General features: G+C 61.7%; 15 protein-coding genes. 8 read left to right on the forward strand and 7 right to left on the reverse strand.

Annotated elements, in window-relative coordinates; all coding sequences use genetic code 11:
- Positions 1 to 26: 26 nt before the first annotated feature.
- The 3 genes from HPQ62_RS04580 to HPQ62_RS04590 are packed head-to-tail and all read right to left on the reverse strand — an operon-like array spanning position 27 to position 2,888.
- Complete coding sequence (locus tag HPQ62_RS04580; RefSeq protein WP_174801287.1) at positions 27 to 326, reverse strand: antibiotic biosynthesis monooxygenase; 300 nt, start codon at positions 324 to 326, stop codon at positions 27 to 29.
- A gap of 40 nt (positions 327 to 366) precedes the next feature.
- The gene (gene lsrK / locus HPQ62_RS04585; RefSeq protein ID WP_174801288.1) at positions 367 to 1,935 is read right to left on the reverse strand and encodes an autoinducer-2 kinase; all 1,569 of its coding nucleotides are present in this window, start codon (positions 1,933 to 1,935) and stop codon (positions 367 to 369) included.
- Positions 1,932 to 2,888 carry a sugar-binding transcriptional regulator gene (locus tag HPQ62_RS04590; RefSeq protein ID WP_174801289.1) on the reverse strand — a complete coding sequence of 319 codons (957 nt, stop codon included), beginning with the start codon at positions 2,886 to 2,888 and terminating at the stop codon, positions 1,932 to 1,934. The genes lsrK and HPQ62_RS04590 overlap by 4 nt, the downstream gene beginning before the upstream one ends.
- A 244-nt stretch (positions 2,889 to 3,132) precedes the next feature.
- On the opposite strand from HPQ62_RS04590, the gene lsrA reads away from it, so the two are divergent.
- The 5 genes from lsrA (at position 3,133) to HPQ62_RS04615 (ending at position 9,022) form a co-directional block, all read left to right on the forward strand.
- A complete protein-coding gene (gene lsrA, locus HPQ62_RS04595; protein WP_174801290.1) occupies positions 3,133 to 4,629 on the forward strand; it encodes an autoinducer 2 ABC transporter ATP-binding protein LsrA in 1,497 nt (498 codons plus the stop codon).
- Positions 4,622 to 5,656 carry an ABC transporter permease subunit gene (locus tag HPQ62_RS04600; RefSeq protein ID WP_174801291.1) on the forward strand — a complete coding sequence of 345 codons (1,035 nt, stop codon included), beginning with the start codon at positions 4,622 to 4,624 and terminating at the stop codon, positions 5,654 to 5,656. Before lsrA ends, HPQ62_RS04600 begins: the two co-directional genes overlap by 8 nt.
- Positions 5,653 to 6,654, forward strand: coding sequence for an ABC transporter permease subunit (locus tag HPQ62_RS04605; protein WP_174801292.1), 1,002 nt, complete (start codon positions 5,653 to 5,655; stop codon positions 6,652 to 6,654). The genes HPQ62_RS04600 and HPQ62_RS04605 overlap by 4 nt, the downstream gene beginning before the upstream one ends.
- 14 nt (positions 6,655 to 6,668) lie before the next feature.
- Positions 6,669 to 7,700, forward strand: coding sequence for an autoinducer 2 ABC transporter substrate-binding protein LsrB (gene lsrB / locus HPQ62_RS04610; RefSeq protein WP_206678037.1), 1,032 nt, complete (start codon positions 6,669 to 6,671; stop codon positions 7,698 to 7,700).
- A 68-nt stretch (positions 7,701 to 7,768) separates the two neighbouring features.
- Positions 7,769 to 9,022 carry a class II aldolase gene (locus HPQ62_RS04615; protein ID WP_174801293.1) on the forward strand — a complete coding sequence of 418 codons (1,254 nt, stop codon included), beginning with the start codon at positions 7,769 to 7,771 and terminating at the stop codon, positions 9,020 to 9,022.
- A gap of 101 nt (positions 9,023 to 9,123) precedes the next feature.
- Here the strand turns inward: HPQ62_RS04615 and HPQ62_RS04620 are convergent, their stop codons facing one another.
- The 3 genes from HPQ62_RS04620 to HPQ62_RS04630 form a co-directional block, all read right to left on the reverse strand.
- Positions 9,124 to 10,449 (reverse strand): hypothetical protein, encoded by a 1,326-nt coding sequence (locus tag HPQ62_RS04620; RefSeq protein ID WP_206678038.1) that lies wholly within the window; start codon positions 10,447 to 10,449, stop codon positions 9,124 to 9,126.
- On the reverse strand, positions 10,439 to 11,977 hold the full coding sequence (locus tag HPQ62_RS04625; RefSeq protein ID WP_174801294.1) for a GumC family protein: 1,539 nt from the start codon (positions 11,975 to 11,977) through the stop codon (positions 10,439 to 10,441). The genes HPQ62_RS04620 and HPQ62_RS04625 overlap by 11 nt, the downstream gene beginning before the upstream one ends.
- A 116-nt stretch (positions 11,978 to 12,093) precedes the next feature.
- Complete coding sequence (locus HPQ62_RS04630; RefSeq protein WP_174801295.1) at positions 12,094 to 12,708, reverse strand: response regulator; 615 nt, start codon at positions 12,706 to 12,708, stop codon at positions 12,094 to 12,096.
- A gap of 278 nt (positions 12,709 to 12,986) precedes the next feature.
- Between HPQ62_RS04630 and HPQ62_RS04635 the strand changes: the two genes are divergently transcribed.
- From HPQ62_RS04635 to HPQ62_RS04645, 3 genes are all read left to right on the forward strand, one after another.
- Entirely contained in the window at positions 12,987 to 14,339 is a 1,353-nt protein-coding gene (locus HPQ62_RS04635; RefSeq protein ID WP_206678039.1) for a WecB/TagA/CpsF family glycosyltransferase, read from the forward strand.
- Positions 14,340 to 14,491: 152 nt separating this feature from the next.
- A complete protein-coding gene (locus tag HPQ62_RS04640; RefSeq protein ID WP_174801297.1) occupies positions 14,492 to 14,998 on the forward strand; it encodes a putative pterin-binding protein in 507 nt (168 codons plus the stop codon).
- 4 nt (positions 14,999 to 15,002) lie between these two features.
- A complete protein-coding gene (locus HPQ62_RS04645) occupies positions 15,003 to 17,576 on the forward strand; it encodes an ATP-binding protein (protein WP_174801298.1) in 2,574 nt (857 codons plus the stop codon).
- A gap of 8 nt (positions 17,577 to 17,584) precedes the next feature.
- Here the strand turns inward: HPQ62_RS04645 and HPQ62_RS04650 are convergent, their stop codons facing one another.
- Positions 17,585 to 18,799, reverse strand: a complete 1,215-nt coding sequence (locus tag HPQ62_RS04650) for a polysaccharide biosynthesis/export family protein (RefSeq protein WP_206678041.1) — start codon at positions 18,797 to 18,799, stop codon at positions 17,585 to 17,587.
- Positions 18,800 to 18,831: the final 32 nt, after the last annotated feature.

Below are 18,831 nucleotides of genomic sequence, written 5' to 3' on the forward strand. Positions count from 1 at the left end.
CCAGGCCCGGCCGGCGTGTTGCGCCATCACAGAAATTCGGCCATTTCCGCACGGTAGAATGTCTTTGTGCGCGGCCCGGCGAGGATCGGATCGATGCGGCGGACGCATTCCTGGTAATGCTCTGTCTTGCGATGCGCATCGACCGCCTCTTCCGAGGTGAAGACCTCGTAGATCAGGAAGCTGTTATCGTCTTCCGGGTCTCTTAGGACATCGAACCTGACATTGCCGGGCTCCTTGCGCGTTCCCTCATAATTGATACGGAACGCTTCGATGAACTCCGCCGCATGTCCTTCCTTGACTGCGATGCTAACCAACTGAACAAGCATATCTAAATTCCCGGTTTGGTATTGAAACTGTTGTAAGATTCTAAAGTCCCGGCGCTTTCCACATTGCGGTGGTGACGCCTTCGTCAACGAGTTGAAGCTGCAGTTCATAGGCCCGCGCCCAGCGTTCGCCTGCTTCATCGTAGATCTGCTTGTGCCCTGCATCCGGCTCGAACCGCTGATCCCAGCGGATCCAGGCGTTCGCCGCCTCCGCCATATCCGCATAAAGCCCGGCCCCCACGGCAGCGGCAGCGGCGCAGCCGAACGCGGTCGCCTCCTTCACCACCGGCGTGACCACCGGGATGCCCGTCGCGCTTGAAAGGATCTGGGCCCAGTGCGCGGATTTTGCCGCGCCGGCCGCAAACACGATCTTGTCCGGCGTAATCCCCGAAAGCGTGAATATCCGGGAAAGGTTGCGGGCAGCCACGATCGCTGCATTTTCCTGAAGCGCACGGAAGATCGCGGCCTTGCCGGAGCGCTCCGGATCAATCGACAGGTTCAGGAGCGAAGGTGCGGCGTGATACCATTTGCCGTAATGCATGACGTCGGAGAAGATCGGGATGATGCCGTAGGCGCCAGGCGGCACGGCCCTCGCCTTCTCCTCAAGCAGCGTGTAAGCGTCGCCCTCGCTTCCCGCCTTCAGCACTTCTTCTGCGCCGAAACTGTCACGGAACCAGCGCATGACTGCGCCAACGAAGAAGCTGATCGCTTCGGCCTGATTGAGACCGGCAACGACATGCGGGTTGATGCGCAGATCCATCGACGGGTCGGTGAGCCTCGGCGAGACATTGACGATCTGCTGCCAGAACGTTCCGCCAAGCACGGCGCAATCGCCCTCCTTGACGAGCCCGGTCCCCGCAGTGCCAATCTGGCAATCGCCGCCGCCCATGACGACGGGAATGCCGGCGGCAAGACCGGTCTCCGCCGCCGCCTTTTCCGTCACGCTTCCGATGACTGTGCCGGTTTCGACGCAATCAGGGAAAATGTCATCTTTCAATCCGGCGCGGCTCATGGCGCTCGGTTGCCAGTCGCGCGCCTTCAGATCGAAGAGCCCGGTGGTGCCCGCATTGGAGGGGTCGCTGGCAATGACGCCGGAGAGGCGCGCAAGCACCCAGTCCGAAAGCATGGCTATGCGGTGCGTGCGCTCGTAGATTTCGGGCAGGTTTCGTTTCAGCCACAACAGGCGCGGCAAAGCGCCGAGCGCAAAGGTCTGGCCGGATTCCGCGTAGAGTTCCGCCTCAAGTGCAGGGTGTGCCTGTTTCAGTGCGCCGACTTCGCTCCCCGCCCGGCTGTCGACATTGGCGCAGGCCCAGATCTCGCGGCCGTCACGATCGAACAGCACAAAGGCTTCCCGCATGCTGGTGGCGCTGACGGCGGCGATATCGCTGCCGGAAATCCCTGCCTTTTGAAGGGCGGAACGAATTGCGCGCGAAAGCAGCGCCCAGTTCCCTTCGACGTCGAAATCCATCGAGCCTTCAAAGCGCGGGTCAGGCTTGTGCCACCATTCCTGCTGCGCGCTTGCGATCTGCTCGCCTGTCGCATTGAAGATCACGGCGCGTCCGCTGCCCGTGCCCGCATCGATTGCGAGCAGATAGGTGTTCTTGCCGCTCATGCGTCCCGCTCCCTGATCTTCATCAGCCCCTCCGCCGTGGTCTCGTCGGTAATCAGAATACCGGCAAACCGTCCGCGCAACGCGGCGTGGATCGCCTGAACCTTGTGCAGGCCGCCGGCCGCCGCGATTACCTTTTCCGCGCGCGACAGGCCGGCGAGCTTCACGCCGATCACGCGGTCGTGGAAAGGCAGATCGAGGACTTCGCCCTGCTCGTTGAAGAACTGGCAGAGAATATCGCCGACCGCACCCTTGCGCCGCAGCGGCTCTATCTCGTCGGGCGTGACATATCCGGACCGCACCACCGTCGACGACGGCGAAATTTCTCCGATGCCCACCAGCTGGTAGGAGGCGTTCAGCGCCATATCGAGAAGATTGGCGACAGCCGGCTCGTGGCTGAGCGTATTGGCAACGGCGGGATCGCGGACGACCAGCGGCGCCGGCACCAGATGAACACTGCTGCCCCAGTTGGCAGTGCGCATGCCGTCGACATATGTGCCAACACCGCCGGTGAGGCTGACAAGACCGATACTGCGCTCATTGGCGACATGGCCCAGGCGCTGCATCGTGTTCGAAACCGTCTCACCCCAGCCGACCGCAAGCAGATCGCCCGGTTGCAATCTCTGCATCAGAAACTGCGCGGCAGCCTGGCCGAGGCGGTCGCTTGGATTGTCCTCGGGAAGCTTCGGAACGACATAGGCTTCCTGCAGGCCGTAACGCTCCTTCACCTCCCGCTCCAGCGTGAGACAGCCCTGATAACGGGAATTGATGCGCACCTGGATGATGCCGGATCTGCGCCCGCTCTCCAGGAGCCGCGACACCTTGATGCGCGACATGCCAAGCTTTTCGCCGATGTCGCTCTGGGTCAGGCCGTCATTGTAATAGTACCACGCGATACGGGTGAGCATTTCCTCGTCCGTATCCGCATAACTCCAGTCGCCCGCGTCTGCGCTCATCGGCTTCCCTCGTCCCAGTTCATGAACATTTGAATATCTTAAAAACATTTGATCCGTCAACGGATATGCACGATTAAAAATTCGCACTCATTCAAAGCACTGATTTCCAATAATAATTCTGAATTATTGTATCCTCGGCCGTGAAAATCGCAGGATATGAATTGTTGATCATATTGACGGAGCACGCTCACTGTGATCGAATGTTCGCAAGGTGGAGCATTTGAACAGGCGAGGAGGACGCGCGATGTCGACAGCCGGGAGGGCTGCACAGCTGACCGATATCTGGAAGTCCTATGGGCCCGTCCCGGTGCTGAAGGGCGTCACGCTGACGCTGGGCATCGGCGAGGTGCACGCGCTTCTGGGTGGCAATGGCGCCGGCAAGTCCAGTCTCATGAAGGTGATGTCCGGGGTCATCGCTGCCAATTCCGGATCCGTGGAGATCAACGGACAGGCGCTTTCGACCCCCTCGCCGGCCGCTGCGCAGAAGCTCGGGCTCTATTTCGTCCCGCAGGAGGCGCATATCTTCCCGAACCAGACGGTTCTGGAAAACATCTGCCTCGGCCTGAAGCGGTCTGCGAGAGCCATGCGTCCCCGTGTCGAGCAATTGCTCGGAGAACTTTCGGTCTCTCTGGACCTCGACCAGGAGGCCGCAGGGCTCGAGATTGCCGAACGGCAGATCGTCGAGATCCTGCGCGGCATGATCCGCGACGCCAAGGTCCTCATTCTCGACGAGCCCACCTCGGCGCTGACGCCGTTCGAGACCCGCGCCCTGTTTGAAAGGGTGCGCAGCCTGCAGGCGCAAGGCGTCGGAATTTTCTTCATCTCCCACAAGCTGCGTGAAATCCGCGAAATCTGCGGAACGATCAGCGTGCTGCGCGACGGCGCGATCGTGCTCTCCGGCCCGCTTTCGGACTTCTCCGATGACGAGATCGTCGATGCGATGAGCCGCGTTGACAACGCCGAAAGCGCCGATGCCCCCTTACGGACGCCACAGACCATTTCCCATGTCGGGCGTGCGCGGCTCTCCGTGAGAAATCTGAGCGGCGAAGGTTTCGCCAATATCGACATGGATGTCCATGCCGGAGAAATTCTCGGCCTTGCCGGTGTCGTTGGCGCAGGCCGCACGGAGTTTGCCGAAACCCTGTTCGGCCTTCGCCCCCAGTCCGAAGGCACCGTCACACTCGAAGGCGCCGCCTTCGCCAAACGCTCTCCGCGACGCTCGATCGACCTTGGCCTCGTCTATCTGCCGGAAGATCGCCAGCAGCACGGCCTGTTTCTGGAAGCGCCGCTCTTCTGGAACGCATCCTCCTATCTGGTCCACCGCCTGCCCTTCTTTCTGCGTGCAGGACAGGAAAGGCTGACATTCGACGGTTTCCGCTCGGACATGGGCATCGTCTGCACGGGGCCGGGCCAGGAGGCCAAGGGGCTTTCCGGCGGCAATCAGCAGAAGGTGCTGATGGCAAAATGCCTCTCGGCAAGCCCCAAGGTGCTCATTCTGGATGAACCGACCCGCGGCGTCGATGTCGCCGCCAGAAACGACATTTACGCATTGATCCGCGAACTTGCCGCAAAAGGCGTCGCGATCATTCTCATTTCCTCGGATTTCGATGAGATCGAAGCGCTTGCCGACCGCGTGCAGGTCATGGCCTTCGGCAGACTTGCCGGTGAAATCAGAAGCGAGATCGCCGTTGACGCGATCGCGCGCATGGCATTCGGAGCGGGAGAAAACGCCCATGCTTGAGGCCTTTTCACGTAACAGGGTACTGACGCTGCTTGTCGTGCTGGTCATTGCATCGCTTGCTGCAGGCGCCTTTGCGCCCGGATATCTGTCTCTTGCAACCGCGTCCGTGGTGCTCTCGAACAGCCTTGTGCTGGCGCTCATTTCGCTTGGCACGATGGTGGTGATCATCACCCGCAATATCGACGTTTCCAGTGGTTCCGTTCTGGGTCTAAGTGCAGTCGTTCTCGGCCTCACGCTGAATGCGGGCGCAAGCCTGCCGCTTGCGATTGCGCTGTGCATTGCCACAGGCATCGTGGCAGGCGCGGTCAACGGCCTGCTTGTGGCCTATCTCGGCATTCCTTCAATCGTGGCGACGCTTGGAACGCTTGGCTTCTTTCGCGGCCTCATGCTCGCCATGACCGGCGGGCGCTGGATCGAGGATTTGCCGCAGGGCCTGAAGTCGCTCGCCGCCAATGCCACAATCGGGATCTCCGTGCTGACCCTCATCGTCTTCGCCGTGCTGATCCTGATCTGGCTCCTTCTTCGCGCCACCCGCTTCGGCCGCGCCTTCTATGCCGTCGGCGACAATCACGCGGCGGCGCATCATCTGGGCATTCCGGTCAGGCTGGTGCAATTCACCGCCTTCGTCGTGACCGGTATCTGCGCCGCACTTGCGGGCCTGACCTTTGCCGCGCAGATCGGCTTCATCCCCAACCAGGCCGGCAACGGCGTGGAACTCAAGGCGATCGCCGTCAATGTTCTGGGCGGCGTCAGCCTGCTTGGCGGAACCGGCTCCGTCGGTGGCGTCATCGCAGCGGTTCTGTTCCTGACATCTATCGACAGCGCGCTCGTCTTCCTGAAGATCCCAGCCTACTGGAACGACTTCATCGCCGGCGCCATTCTGCTGTCCGTCATCCTTCTCGACGGCCGCATCCGCCTGATCGTCAGCCGCCGCATCCGCGCCAAGCGCTACGCCGTGCACGACCGGACTGAAAGGCCCACAGAAATCTCCACGACCACGCCCGCACATGCCGGAGCTGACCAATGAAAAAGATCCTCTTCCGCTGGGAAACAGCGCTGCTCTTGATGCTGATCGTGGAGCTTGCCATTTTCGGGCTGATCAATCCGCGATTCCTCAACGTTTCGAACCTGATCTACGGCATCTCGGACTTCGTGCAGATCGGCATTGTCGCCCTGCCGCTGACACTGGTCATCATCGCCGGCGGGATCGACGTGTCCTTTGCCTCCGTCATCGGCTTTGCCGCGATCTCCTTCGGCATTTCGAACTATTTCGGCATGCCCCTGCCGGTCTCGATCGCCGTTGCACTAATCGTCGGTGGGCTTTGCGGGCTTCTCAACGCCTGCGTCATCCATTTCTCGAAAATCCAGCCGCTGGTGGTGACGCTTGGAAGCCTCTATCTGTTTCAGGGTGCGGCAACCGTGGTCTCCGGCCTTGCAGGCGCGGGCGGCTATGAAGGGATCGGCAACTTCCCGGATTCTTTCACCGCTTTCGGCTATGCCGAATTCATGGGCATCCCCGCCCCAACACTGCTGTTCATCGCGCTTGCCGCCGTGCTGATCGTGCTGCTGCACATGACCCGGTTCGGCCGCGCTGTGTTCCTGACAGGTCAGTCGGAAAGCGCGGCCCGTTTCTCAGGCATCCCCGTCACCCGCGTGCAGACCATCACCTATGTGATCACCGGCATCTGCGCCGCGATTGCAGGCCTCGCGCTCTCGGCCTATTTCGGCTCCGCGCGCGTCGACCTCGGCTCGGCCACACTGTTGCCGGCCGTGACCGCAGCCGTGCTCGGGGGCGCATCCATCTATGGCGGACAGGGCTCCATCATCGGAACCCTGATCGCCACCTTCGTCATTGGCTACCTGCAGCAGGGGCTGCAGGCCGTCGGTGTTCCAAGCCAGATTTCCAGCGCACTTTCGGGAGGGTTGCTGGTTGTAGCGGTCGCATTGCGTCATGGCACGACAATGCTTGCCGATTTCATCGCTGTCGCGCGTCAGCAGAATGCAAAGCGGGCGTCAGTTTCTTAAGGAGGAGAACGAAAATGAAGAATTCTGGTTTCAAGACGGGTATTTTCGGCGCGGCATTGCTCGCCGGTTCGATGCTGACGGCGGGAGCCGCCTTTGCATCGGAGCAGATCGCCTTCATTCCGAAGCTTGTGGGCGTCGGCTTTTTCACCAGCGGCGGCGCCGGTGCGGTTGCGGCCGGCAAGGAGCTTGGCGACGAGGTGACCTATGACGGGCCGACCGAGCCGAGCGTCTCCGGTCAGGTGCAGTTCATCAACAACTACGTGAACCAGGGCTACAAGGCGATCATCGTCTCCTCCGTTTCGCCCGATGGTCTCTGCCCGGCGCTGAAGCGCGCCATGGCCCGCGATGTGCTGGTCATGACCTGGGACAGCGACGTCAACCCGGAATGCCGCAGCTACTACGTAAACCAGGGCACGCCGGAACAGCTTGGCAGCCTTCTGGTGGAGATGGCGGCCGAAGGCGTTACCAAGGACAAGGCGAAGGTGGCCTTCTTCTATTCGAGCCCGACGGTCACCGACCAGAATGCATGGGCGAACGCCGCCAAGGAAAAGATTGCCAAGGAGCATCCGGGCTGGGAAATCGTGACCACGCAATATGGTTACAACGATGCCCAGAAATCGCTGCAGACCGCGGAAAGCATCCTGCAGACCTATCCGGACCTCGATGCGATCATCGCGCCCGATGCCAATGCGCTTCCCGCAGCAGCCCAGGCCGCTGAAAACCTGAAGCGGGCGGACGACGTCACCATTGTCGGCTTCTCCACGCCGAACGTCATGCGCCCCTATATCGAACGCGGCACGATCGACCGTTTCGGCCTTTGGGACGTCACTCAGCAGGGCAAGATCTCTGTCTATGTCGCTGATCATGTTCTAAAAAACGGCCCGATGAAGGTAGGCGACACGCTCGATATTCCGGGCATCGGAACCGTCACGGTCTCGCCCAACAGCGTCCAGGGCTATGACTATGAGGCTGATGGGAACGGCATCATCCTGCTGCCGGAGCGGACCGTCTTCACCAAGGACAATATCAACGATTTCGACTTCTGATCGACATCCAACAGAGGAGACGGGCGATCACGGTCGCCCGTCCCATTCTTGATAACGGGACATCTGACATGCAAAGCCGCTGGAACGACATTGATGCAAAGGCCTTCGAGGATGCGGCGGTCGCCGCAGGGCAGGACCCGGATCTGGGCCTCAGGATCTATACATCCCGCATCATCGGGGCCGACCCCGATCTCGTGCTCCACGGCGGCGGCAATACATCCGTCAAGGTCACCGACGTGCACGGCGAAGCGATCATCCACATCAAGGGCAGCGGCTGGGATCTGGATACGATCGAGGCGCCGGGCCTGCCTGCCGTCAGGATGGCGCCGCTTCTGGCCGCGCGTCACGGCAAAAAGCTCACCGATCCGGAGATGGTCGCGCTGCTGAGGGCGAACCTGATCGATCCCGCCTCTCCCAACCCCTCGGTCGAGGCGCTGCTTCACGCCTTCCTGCCGTTCCGCTTCGTCGACCACACTCATGCGACCGCGATCCTGGCGCTGGCCGACCAGAAGGACATGGCCGAGACGGTAAGGCGCATTTACGGCGAAAGGCTCGCCTTCGTGCCCTATGTCATGCCGGGTTTCGACCTCTCGATCGAAGCCGACAAGATCTACCGCGCCCAGCCTGACTGCGAAGGCCTCTGGCTCGAAAACCACGGGCTTTTCACCTTCGCGGACACGGCGAAGGCATCTTACGACCTGATGATCGAATTCGTGACCATGGCCGAGCAAGAACTTGCCGCCGAGGGCGCCACCCTTGCCGGACCGCAGGAAAGCGACGGGATAGAAGACGAAGCGCTGCTGCAGAGGCTGGAAAAGGCGCTTCGCGGCGAAGGCTCGCCGTTTGCGACTGCGCTGCACATGGACTACCGTTCGACGCCTGCGATCCGCGATTACGTCTCGCGCGCAGACATCGATGAAGTCTCCGCGCGCGGCACGGTGACGCCCGACCATGTCATCCGCATCAAGCCTTGGCCCATGATCATCAAGAACGACGACGGTGAACAGCAGATCGCAGAGGCCCTTGCGGAATACCGCGCCCGCTACGAGGCCTATTTCGCCCGCAACGCAGCACGAGCCGACGAACCCAAGACCATCCTCGACACCTATCCGCGCGTGATCGTGATCAAGGGCGAAGGCATGGTTGCCCTTGGCGCGAGCGAGAGCGCCGCACGGATCGGCGGCGATCTCTGCGAACAGGCAACCCGGGCGATCAATGCGGCCGAATCCTATGGCCGTTTCACGCCGATTTCCGAAGCCGATCTGTTCGACATGGAATACTGGACGCTCGAGCAGGCAAAGCTGAAGGTGGCACGCGCATGACGTGAGGGTGAAGGAGCAGCGGTCATCGGTGCGCACCACCATCACCGGCGTCCTTTTCCGCCAAGCGCGCTTCTCCACCGCATGACGCAACCAACCGGTGTTCACGCAGGCATCGTCTCTTCTGCCTGCGCCAAGCGCGCATTGGCGTTTTCCGCCTGCCACATCTCCCTTGCGTGGATGCCAAGCATCATCAGGGCGGGCCACAGCAGATAGGCTTCGATCTCGATGTTCTCGCCGAAGCTCAGCACGATCATGACGAACACGATCGAGAGCGGCAACTGCCCGCGGGGATGACGGATGCAATCGACGACCACGATCAAGGTCTGCATTGCCAGCGGCACCAGCATCGCCAGGAAGCCGGTCAACCCCTTCACGAACAGCAGGCCATACCAGGTGTGATGCGAGCCGATCGGCATGTATTCCACAAGATGCGGACCGGGCTGAACCGTGCCATGGCCAAACCAGTAGGCCTCCGACCAGCGATCATAGGCAATGCGCTGCAGCGCCTCACGCACCCGCGTGCTGTCGGCGCGGGCGTTCTTGAATGCGTATATACCGCCCTGAATCATGGTCAGCACCGCGCCGCCGAAGATTGCCATCAGTGTGGCGAAGGCTGCGGCGAGACGCCAGGCATAGACTTTTGCGACCAGCGGCAGCATGCGGGGCGCGACGGTGCAGACGATGACCCCGACAAGGCTCATCCGCGACTTCGTGAGGACGATGATCGCAAGGCCGGCGACAATGCCGCAGGTCTTCCAGAACGGCTGCTTTTCTTCCAGCGCGCAGGCGACCATGACGATGCCGAGCAGCCCGGCAAAGGGCGACCAGGGTGCATAGAACTGCCAGCGCGGCGTCCAGGTCGACGGGTCGAGCGTGTAGAAGTAGACCGAGAAATATTCCGGCCCCGGTCCGCCAACGGCCTTCAGCGGCGAGACGAATATCCGTTCGGGCAGCCCGATATAGGGCGCGGCGAACATCACCGGCAGCAGCAACAGGGTCCAGAGCCCTATCACGCATTGCCCGCGTATGATCGATTCGCGCCGCACCTGCAGCACGGCTCCGGCAAGGGGAAACAGCGCCAGCAGCGCCCAGCCCTTGGCCCAGCCGACCGAGGATTTGATGGTCTGTTTCAGACCAAGCCCCCATTGCAGGTGTCCGCCCCAAAGTGCAATCAGCATCACCAGCATGCCGGCGATCCAAAGCCAGACGATGAAGGGCACCGGCCCCGCCGGCCTGAGGGACGGCCTGAGGGACGGCCCGAAATAGAGCGCGATCACCGCAAGGGCGAACAGCGTCCACCCCAGGACCGGACCAACGACATAAAGCGCGCCGAAGGCATAGAACAGCCAGGTAAACACCAGCGTCTTATAGACAATGGCTTCCGGAATGCTCTCCGGCTTGAAGGTGAACGCCATCTTACGTGCCATGCGTGAAGAGTTTGACCGCTCTGCCCAGGATCGGCTGACGGATCCAGGCGAGCAGCAGGCTGAAGAGCGCAAACGAACTGCCGGCCACGCCGCCTGCGATCGCGATCTTGATATTGGGCGATGTCGGCGTTTTGTCGCTTGAGGGTTGGCTGACGACCTGAACCATCGGGTAGGACGCAAAGATATCGGACTTTGCCGTATTGATCCGCGCAAGTGCCGAAGCGAACACGGCTTCTGCCACCTTATACTCCCGTTTCAGCGCGTCCAGCCGTGCCGCGGCATCCGACAGCGCGTGGACGCGCTCCTGGCTGAGGGCAAGCGATGCCTGGCGGGCTGCAATCTCGGCTTCAAGGCCGCGTGCTTCCGCAGAATAGGTCACCAGGTTTGACAAAAGCGCTGCGCGTTCGCCTTCGGCCAGCGCATCGACCTCCCCTGCCAGATCCGCAGTGTCATAGCCGGCAAGGATCACGCCCCGGCTCGACAGTCGCTCGCTGAGCCCGTTGACACGATTGTGGGCGCCAACGATCTTGGGGTGTTTCGGGCCGAGATTGACCGCAAGCCGCGCGAGATCCGCCCGGTCGCGGGCAAGATCATCGGCCAGCGTGACATATTCCTGATCGGCGCCCAGCTTCAGGATCAACGCCGCGCGTTCGGCCGTGGTGCCGAGCGAACGGCCAAGCGTTTCGATCCGCTCGGTCAGTTCGCGAAGCCGTGCCTCATCAGCGTCGATGACGAGCTGCAGGTCCTCATTGTCGGCAATGATCGCGTCATACTGATCGTTGGACTGCAGTCCGCTTTCGCGCTGCAGATCGGCGATCGCCTTGCGGGCGTCATCGACCTGGCCCTGATAGGCGTCGATCGCGCTGATCACCGAGCCTTCACGACGCGTGATCTCGTCGTCGCGCAGCTTGTCGAGCTCGAACAGGAAGGCGGACAGCAGGGCCTCATTGCGAGCCCGCGCCTCCTCCGGAGAACCGCCCTTGATGGTGACGGCGATGAAGCTCGTCTGGTCGAGAAGCTTGATGCGCGGATTGCCGAAGGCAGCAGGCGTATCGCCGAGCGCCGTAGCGGCCCGCTCGATGACCTGCGGCGACGACAGCAGGCTCTGATAGGTGACGGTCGGGCTCAGCGTGGAGCTGGAATAGGCGGAATTGGCCGAGGAAGAAGCCTGGCCGATATCCGAGAGATTGATCGAGGTCGATGCGCCGGCGCCCGGCAGGATCAGCGACATTTCGGATGAAAACTTGAGCGGCGCATAGCGGACATAGCTGATCACCGGCGCCCAGATCGCGCCCAGCATGATCGCGCCGACCAGAAAATAGCGCGGCAGGCGACCGGAATCGTCCGGCTTGCCGCCGGCAGCAATCCGCCACAGGCTGAGCTTGCCGCCACGGGTGAGCTTCAGCACGCGCGGGAAATAGACAAAGGCGCGCAGCATGCGCTTCAACGGCCGTGGGGCCGAGCGCGCAGGCCTTTCAAGGGCGGGCCTGGCGTCGTCGGCCGGAATTTCGAAGTCGCTGGTTTTCATCGAACGGTCCCCACATTGAGTTCCCGTTCTAGATAAAGCCGAACGCCTTTGTCAGGCCGGCACCGTCGCACAGATGCGATGCCCTTTCGCGATTCCCCCTACCCGTTCGGATAGTTTCAGAACAGACCGGCGTTCTTGGCGATCATGGCGGCCATGGTGCGGTTTTTGGCATCGAGCTTGCGACACAGCGTCTTGACGTGCAGCTTGACGGTCACTTCCTGAAGATCGAGCGTGCGCGCGATTTCCTTGTTGGATTGGCCCTCGACCAGCCCCTTCAGCACCTCCATCTCGCGCTTGGTGAGTTTTTCAGCAAGCGGATGGGTCGCCTTCTCTTCCTTCTCGGTCATGAACTGGACGGGAGCATACTGCTCCCCGGCCGCCATGAAGCGGACGGCATGGATCAGGGATTTCGCCGGAAGACTTTTCGGCAGGAACCCGGCAGCGCCGGACGCCAGCGCCTCTTCGGCGACCTCGCGGCTTGCCGTCCCCGAAAGGATCGCAACGGGACTGCCGAAATTGAGCTTCCGCGCCTTTTCGAGACCGCCGAGCCCATCCATTCCCGGCATCGAGTAATCAAGCAGCACGAGATCGAAGGGACCTTCCTTGGTCATCAGCGCGGCGGCGCCATCAAAATCGGCGGCAACGGAAATGCGCAAACCCGGTTCATTGGCCAGAAAGGCGCAGATCGTGTCGCGCACCAGTTCGTGGTCATCGGCAATCAGTATCTTCATGGTTTGCCCCTTCCCGTGATCTGCACTGCATACTTCATCCATAACTGAAAAACCGCCACGCCGTAACCGCCGGCCCTCCCCAATTAGGCTAAGGGATAGGTCTCCAGAACCAAAGCCTATCCTTTGGCTATAAGAACCATCCGAAAGCATTAGCGAAAACTGCGTCGGCACAGTCGGACATCGCTTCTGCGACCTCTTCTGGCCTTCCTCGACGAACAAAACCGCGCAACGGTTCGCCATTCTCTCCATCAACGCAAACACGCATGTCGGAGAGACACATGACCGCCTTCAAGACAATTTCCCTTTTCGGACTTCCCATCGTCAGCGCCTCCCGCCAGGTCGTCGTGGCCGGTCTCCTTGAAAATCAGAACGAGAAGCAGAGCGTCGCCTTTGTGAACGCCCACTGCATCAATACCTATCAGGACGATGCATCCTATCGCTGGGCGATCGGCAAGGCCGACCACGTTCTGCCCGATGGCTCGGGCATGAAGCTTGCCGCGAAGATGCAGAAGACGTCGTTCGAGGAAAACCTCAATGGCACCGACCTGTTCGTGCCGCTCTGCAGAGAGGCAGCCCAGCGCGGCCTGTCCGTCTATTTCTTCGGCAGCAAGCAAGGCGTCGCCGAAGACGCCGCCGAAAAGGCGCGGGAGCTGGCGCCGGGGCTGAAGGTCGCCGGTACCCGGCATGGCTATTTCACCAAGGATGACGAAGCCGGCATCATCGACGCGATCAATGGCTCTTGCGCCGACATCGTGCTCGTCGCGCTTGGCGTGCCGATGCAGGACGTCTGGATCGCGCGCAACCGCCATAGGCTCAACGCAAACCTGGTGATGGGCGTTGGTGCACAGTTCGATTTCTGGGCAGGCCGCGTTTCCCGCGCACCGCATCTGCTTCGCAAGACCGGTTTCGAGTGGGTATGGCGGCTGATGATGGAACCGAAGAGAATGGCAAAGCGCTACCTCATCGGCAATTTCCGCTTTCTCGCGACGGCATGGCGCGAAGCGCGGCGCGTCCGCGAAGGCCGGGTGCCCGGCGCCGTCAAGGGCAAGCGCCTGCTCGACATCGCCGTCGCCTTCTCTGCCATCATGATGCTCTCCCCCTTGCTGGTTGGAGCTGCCATTGCCGTTGCTGCAACGTCGCGCGGACCGGTGTTCTTTCGACAGATACGCATCGGCGAGAACGGCAGGCCGTTCACCATGTACAAGTTCCGCTCGATGTTCCGGGACGCGGAAGCCCGCCGCGCCGCCCTGCTTGCCACCAGCGACCGCGAAGGCATCTGCTTCAAGTCCCGACATGACCCGCGGATCACGCCGGTCGGCCGCATCATGCGCAGGCTTTCGATCGACGAACTGCCGCAGATTTTCAACGTGCTGAAGGGCAACATGTCGATTGTCGGCCCGCGGCCCGCCCTCCCGCAGGAGGTAGAGGCCTATCACCCCGAGGCCCGGTCGCGGCTTGCGGCCAAGCCCGGCATCACCGGCCTCTGGCAGGTTTCCGGGCGCGCCGAGATCGGCTTCGAGCGCATGCTGCAGATGGACAATGCCTATATCCGCTCGCGCAGCATCCTGCTCGATCTCACGATCATCGCGCTGACCGTGCGCGCGGTATTTTCCGGTCGGGGTGCCTACTAGGCACCCGATCAGGCTTGTTTCCGGCGGTCGCATGGCAGCGGCCGCACAAACCTATCCTTTCGGATAGTGGCGCCATCCTTGATTGCTCAAACCGGCAGCGCAAGACGGCGTACAACACGGGCTACGATCAAAAATCGCAAAGGTTGATGACCATGAAAAAGCTTGCTTACGCCGCCTTCGCCGCGCTTCTGGTTGCCTCGTCGGCATGGGCCGAGGACCTGGCAAGGCCCGAGGGGCGCGTCATCCTCACGGTTTCCGGCAATATCGACGTGACCAATGTCGACAGCGAGATCGCCGAATTCGACCTGGCCATGCTCGACGCCCTGCCGCAGACCAGCTTCCGCACGAAGACCATCTGGACGGAGGGCAATGCCGAATATTCGGGTGTCGAATTGAAGACCCTGCTCGATACCGTCAAGGCCGATGGCACGCAATTGCTGATGACCGCGCTCAACGACTACGCCATCGAAGTGCCTTCAAGCGAAGCTGTTGCCGGCGGCCCCATTCTGGCGACGCGGGTAGACGGAAAACCGCTTTCGATCCGCGACAAGGGGCCTGTCTGGGTCATCTACCCCTTTGATGACAAGCCATCCTACAAGACAGAGGTCACCTATTCGCGTAGCATATGGCAATTGAAATCGATCGAAGTGGAAGACTGACACGATGCATGACAGGGCGGGCTACGACAAAAGCGCCCGCAGGCCGCGCGACCTGAAGGGAATTTATGCCGCCGCCGGTCTCCTGCTGCTGGGCGTCGTCCTGGTGCTGAGCCTTCTCGCCGCGCAGCTCATACAGGAACTCGCCCGGCTGAAATCGGCATCCTCCGACAATGTCCAGTGGTCGATGGCCCAGGTTCAGGTCGAGCTGCTGATGTTCGAAAGCGCCGTCGATGATGCGATCCACGATACCACCGGGGACGCGCTCGCCGATGTAAGGCAGCGCTTCGACATCTTCTACAGCCGGATCGTGACCCTGCGCGACGGCCCTGTGTTCAGCAAGCTGACCAGCGGATCGGACATCTCAAGCGACTTGAACGCCGTCGCCGATGCGCTGACCCAACTCATTCCCGTCATCGACGGGCCCGATGATGCGCTCGCAGCCGCCCTGCCCGTGCTCAATGACACCGCCGTCGCAATGCGGGACGATGTGCGCCAAATCACGCTGAGTGGTGTCAGGTTCATGGCCGAGCAGTCCGACAAGGACAGGCAGGCCTTCTCGAGCCTGCTGCTGCACACCGGGCTCGTGACCGCCGGCGTGATGGCCGCCATGTTCATGGCGCTGTTTCTCGCGGTCTGGCAGTTCCGGATCGCGCGGATCAGAAGCGAGGAATTGCAGACCCAGAACCTTCTGTACGAAAGCGCGATCAACGCGTCGCTTGAAGCGATCATCGTCTCCGACGAGACCGGGCGTATTCTCGACTTCAATCCGGCCGCCGAAAATCTCTTCGGCTACAAGCGCGAACACACGCTGGGCGTTTCGGCGGAAAAACTGATCATCCCGAAGGAAGACATTGCGCTTCACCGCGAACGGCGCAAGCAGTTTCTCGAAACCTATCGCGGCGGCGACAGCAATCTCACAGGCCGTTTCGAGATCAACGCGATGCGCGCAAGTGGCGAGGTGTTCCCGGCGGAAGTCTCCGTCGGCCTGACACGAAGTGGCGACGGCCGCATCATCGTGACCTATATGCGCGACATCTCGGATCGCAAGCGCGTCCAGCGCGACCTTACCCAGGCGCGCGACGATGCAGTGGCAACGGCCAAGGCCAAGTCTGACTTTCTCGCCGTGATGAGCCATGAGATGCGCACGCCGCTCAATGGCGTCATGGGTCTTCTCGACATGCTGAACGAGACCAGGCTTTCGCGGAAACAGCGCGACTATGTCGAAACCGCGATCGCCTCCGGCGAAATTCTGCAGGGCCATATCGACAATGTGCTCGACATCACCCGGATCGAATCCGGCGTTGCCCGTCTGACGCCATCGCGTTTCGACGTGACGCCGCTGCTGACCGAGATCAAGAAGATGAATGATCCTGCGGCCAATGCGCGCGGCAACAGCATCGAAGTCGACGTGGACGAGGGAGCGGCAGTCTTTCAGCAGGACCGTCACGGGCTGCGTCAGATTCTGATCAACCTTGTCGGCAATGCCGTCAAATTCACCGAAAACGGACAGATCCGGCTCCGGGCCGCCTCCGGCCCTCGGGAAGGTTGGCTCGAATTCTCTGTCAGCGATACGGGTATCGGCATCAGCGAGGAAGACCGCGCGCGCATCTTCGACGACTTCATCATGCTCGATCCGTCCTACAAGCGGACGGCGCCCGGCTCCGGGCTCGGGCTCGGCATCTCCCGCCGGATCGCCGAACTCATGGGCGGCGAGATCGGCGTCGACAGCACGCCCGGAGAAGGCAGCCGTTTCTACCTCCGGGTTCCAGCGCTTGAGGCCGTTTCGCCCGCGCCAGCCAAAACCGAGCCGGAGAATGATCCGCTTGTCCCGGCACTGCAGGCCGGGCTTTCCGTCCTGCTCGTCGAAGACAACGAGACCAACCGTTTCGTGGCAAGGGAAATGCTCGCAAAACACGGTTGCCGGATCGTCGAGGCGCATGATGGCATCGAAGGCGTGGAAAAGGCTGAGCAGGCGCGCTTCGACGTGATTTTCATGGATGTGAGCATGCCGCGCCTCGACGGCATCGGCGCGACGCGCGCCATCCGCGAGGGCGGCGGGCTGTCGGCCAAAACCACGATCATCGGCCTGACCGCCCATGCTCTTCCCGACGAGCGGCTGAAGCTCTCGGCGGCAGGCATGGACGATTGCATCATCAAGCCCTTGCGAAGCGCGAAGGTGCGCCAGGTCCTTGCAAGCCTCACCGCCCGTCAGGACGCCGAATCCATCCCGCCCCACGAGCCGCTTTCCCGATTGGATGATTTCGACCTCATCGACCACGAGACCCTGGCGGAACTTGCAGAGGCCCTTCCGCCCGAACTTTTCGTGCAGCAGCTTGAACGGTTCAGACACGAATTGTCAGAAACCAGGTGGCTCACCAGCCCCGACCCCGATCAGCTTGCGGCGCAGGCGCACAAGATGGCAGGCTCTGCGGCCGTCTTCGGGGCACTGGCGTTGCGGTCTGCACTGCTGGAACTGGAATCGAACGCACGCCTTGGTGCGAATGTCCAGCTACTCTGCGCTGCCGCGGAAGATCTTGCCGCAAGAACGCATGCCGCGCTTGCCGACCTCACGGACTGATCCGACCGCTAGATGAATACGCCAAGCGCGCCGATGATGCCGAGCTTCGTGGCGAGGTCGGTTATGTTGATGACCGAGGAATCGTAGCAGGCGAGCGCATCGCCCGGCATGAGATAGGGATCGAAATCATCCCGGTCGCCGCGCCGCAGAAGCTCTTCGAGATTGCGCTCGATCACGATCGACTGGCCCGTGATCGGGTTGCGGGTAAAGAGCACCGCCGACCGGTTCGAATTGGTGAGCCTCGCGCCGCCGACGCAGTTCAGGCTGAACACGCCCTGCAGGAACCGCGTGCCGTAGCGCAGCTCCACCGTATCCTTGGAAATCGCGGCCTGCGCATTTGAAGACGCCGGCACTGCGAGATTGGACATGAACACCTTGACCCCGGGCGGCGACACTGCCGACGGCGCCATCAGCTCTTCCTGGAAACAGTTGCGGCTCGGGATTTCCACCTGGTCACCCTCAAGCAGGATCGGGTCCGGATAGGCATGACCGGTGATGACGTTGCGCATGTCATAGACCGTCTGATGGCCGCCGCGCCACACCGATACGCGGGAGAGATCCGCGTCAGGGCGAACGCCGCCCGCAGACTGCAGCGCGCGGGCAAGCCGTCGGCCGCTGGCACGCCCGCCGATGGTTTCCTGGCGCAGCTGATCGAGAGAGGTGCTTTCGACGGAGCCGATGGTCACGGACCCTGGTTCGAATACCGCTCCGGCCACGAAGACCCGCGCCGAGGCAAAATCCATCACCCGAATCGAGACGAGCGGCACGGTGTTGTAGAGTTCTGCATTGATCAGAACCCTGCGGACCGATTCCTCAACGGAATCCACCGAACGGCCCTTGGCGCTGACCGGCGGCACATGCATCAGCCTGAGCGTGCCATCCTGTGAGATTTCATATTTCCCGGATATGAGCTCGTCGTCGGACACGGAGACATCGATCAGATCGCCGGGCGATAGAATGTCGATATCGGGCGGGACCATGCGGCTGCCGGCGGGACCGAGACGCTGATCGGGCGCGCAGCGCTGTGCATTCATGAGAACGGAAGATTTCCTCAACCGCTCGGCCTCGTCGTCCGTCGTCTCGCGATACTGGGCCTGATAGCTTTCGCCCTGCTTCACGTTCTCGCTGTTCTCGATCGGCTCGAGCGAGGCGCAGCCCTGCGCCAGTGCAAGCAACGCCAAGATCGCAAGGCGGGCGGCAGACGATTTGAGACGGTTTTCCAACGCGGTGACCCATACTGAAGGCGGCTTTCTTA

Origin of the sequence: Martelella limonii, from assembly GCF_013344475.1 — a bacterium.
Taxonomy (GTDB): domain Bacteria; phylum Pseudomonadota; class Alphaproteobacteria; order Rhizobiales; family Rhizobiaceae; genus Martelella; species Martelella limonii.

Bases quoted from the DNA above. Each gene is read 5' to 3' on its own strand.
- HPQ62_RS04580 (WP_174801287.1), bottom strand. From the start codon at position 326: ATGCTTGTTCAGTTGGTTAGCATCGCAGTCAAGGAAGGACATGCGGCG.
- lsrK (WP_174801288.1), bottom strand. From the start codon at position 1,935: ATGAGCGGCAAGAACACCTATCTGCTCGCAATCGATGCGGGCACGGGC.
- HPQ62_RS04590 (WP_174801289.1), bottom strand. From the start codon at position 2,888: ATGAGCGCAGACGCGGGCGACTGGAGTTATGCGGATACGGACGAGGAA.
- lsrA (WP_174801290.1), top strand. From the start codon at position 3,133: ATGTCGACAGCCGGGAGGGCTGCACAGCTGACCGATATCTGGAAGTCC.
- HPQ62_RS04600 (WP_174801291.1), top strand. From the start codon at position 4,622: ATGCTTGAGGCCTTTTCACGTAACAGGGTACTGACGCTGCTTGTCGTG.
- HPQ62_RS04605 (WP_174801292.1), top strand. From the start codon at position 5,653: ATGAAAAAGATCCTCTTCCGCTGGGAAACAGCGCTGCTCTTGATGCTG.
- lsrB (WP_206678037.1), top strand. From the start codon at position 6,669: ATGAAGAATTCTGGTTTCAAGACGGGTATTTTCGGCGCGGCATTGCTC.
- HPQ62_RS04615 (WP_174801293.1), top strand. From the start codon at position 7,769: ATGCAAAGCCGCTGGAACGACATTGATGCAAAGGCCTTCGAGGATGCG.
- HPQ62_RS04620 (WP_206678038.1), bottom strand. From the start codon at position 10,449: ATGGCACGTAAGATGGCGTTCACCTTCAAGCCGGAGAGCATTCCGGAA.
- HPQ62_RS04625 (WP_174801294.1), bottom strand. From the start codon at position 11,977: ATGAAAACCAGCGACTTCGAAATTCCGGCCGACGACGCCAGGCCCGCC.
- HPQ62_RS04630 (WP_174801295.1), bottom strand. From the start codon at position 12,708: ATGAAGATACTGATTGCCGATGACCACGAACTGGTGCGCGACACGATC.
- HPQ62_RS04635 (WP_206678039.1), top strand. From the start codon at position 12,987: ATGACCGCCTTCAAGACAATTTCCCTTTTCGGACTTCCCATCGTCAGC.
- HPQ62_RS04640 (WP_174801297.1), top strand. From the start codon at position 14,492: ATGAAAAAGCTTGCTTACGCCGCCTTCGCCGCGCTTCTGGTTGCCTCG.
- HPQ62_RS04645 (WP_174801298.1), top strand. From the start codon at position 15,003: ATGCATGACAGGGCGGGCTACGACAAAAGCGCCCGCAGGCCGCGCGAC.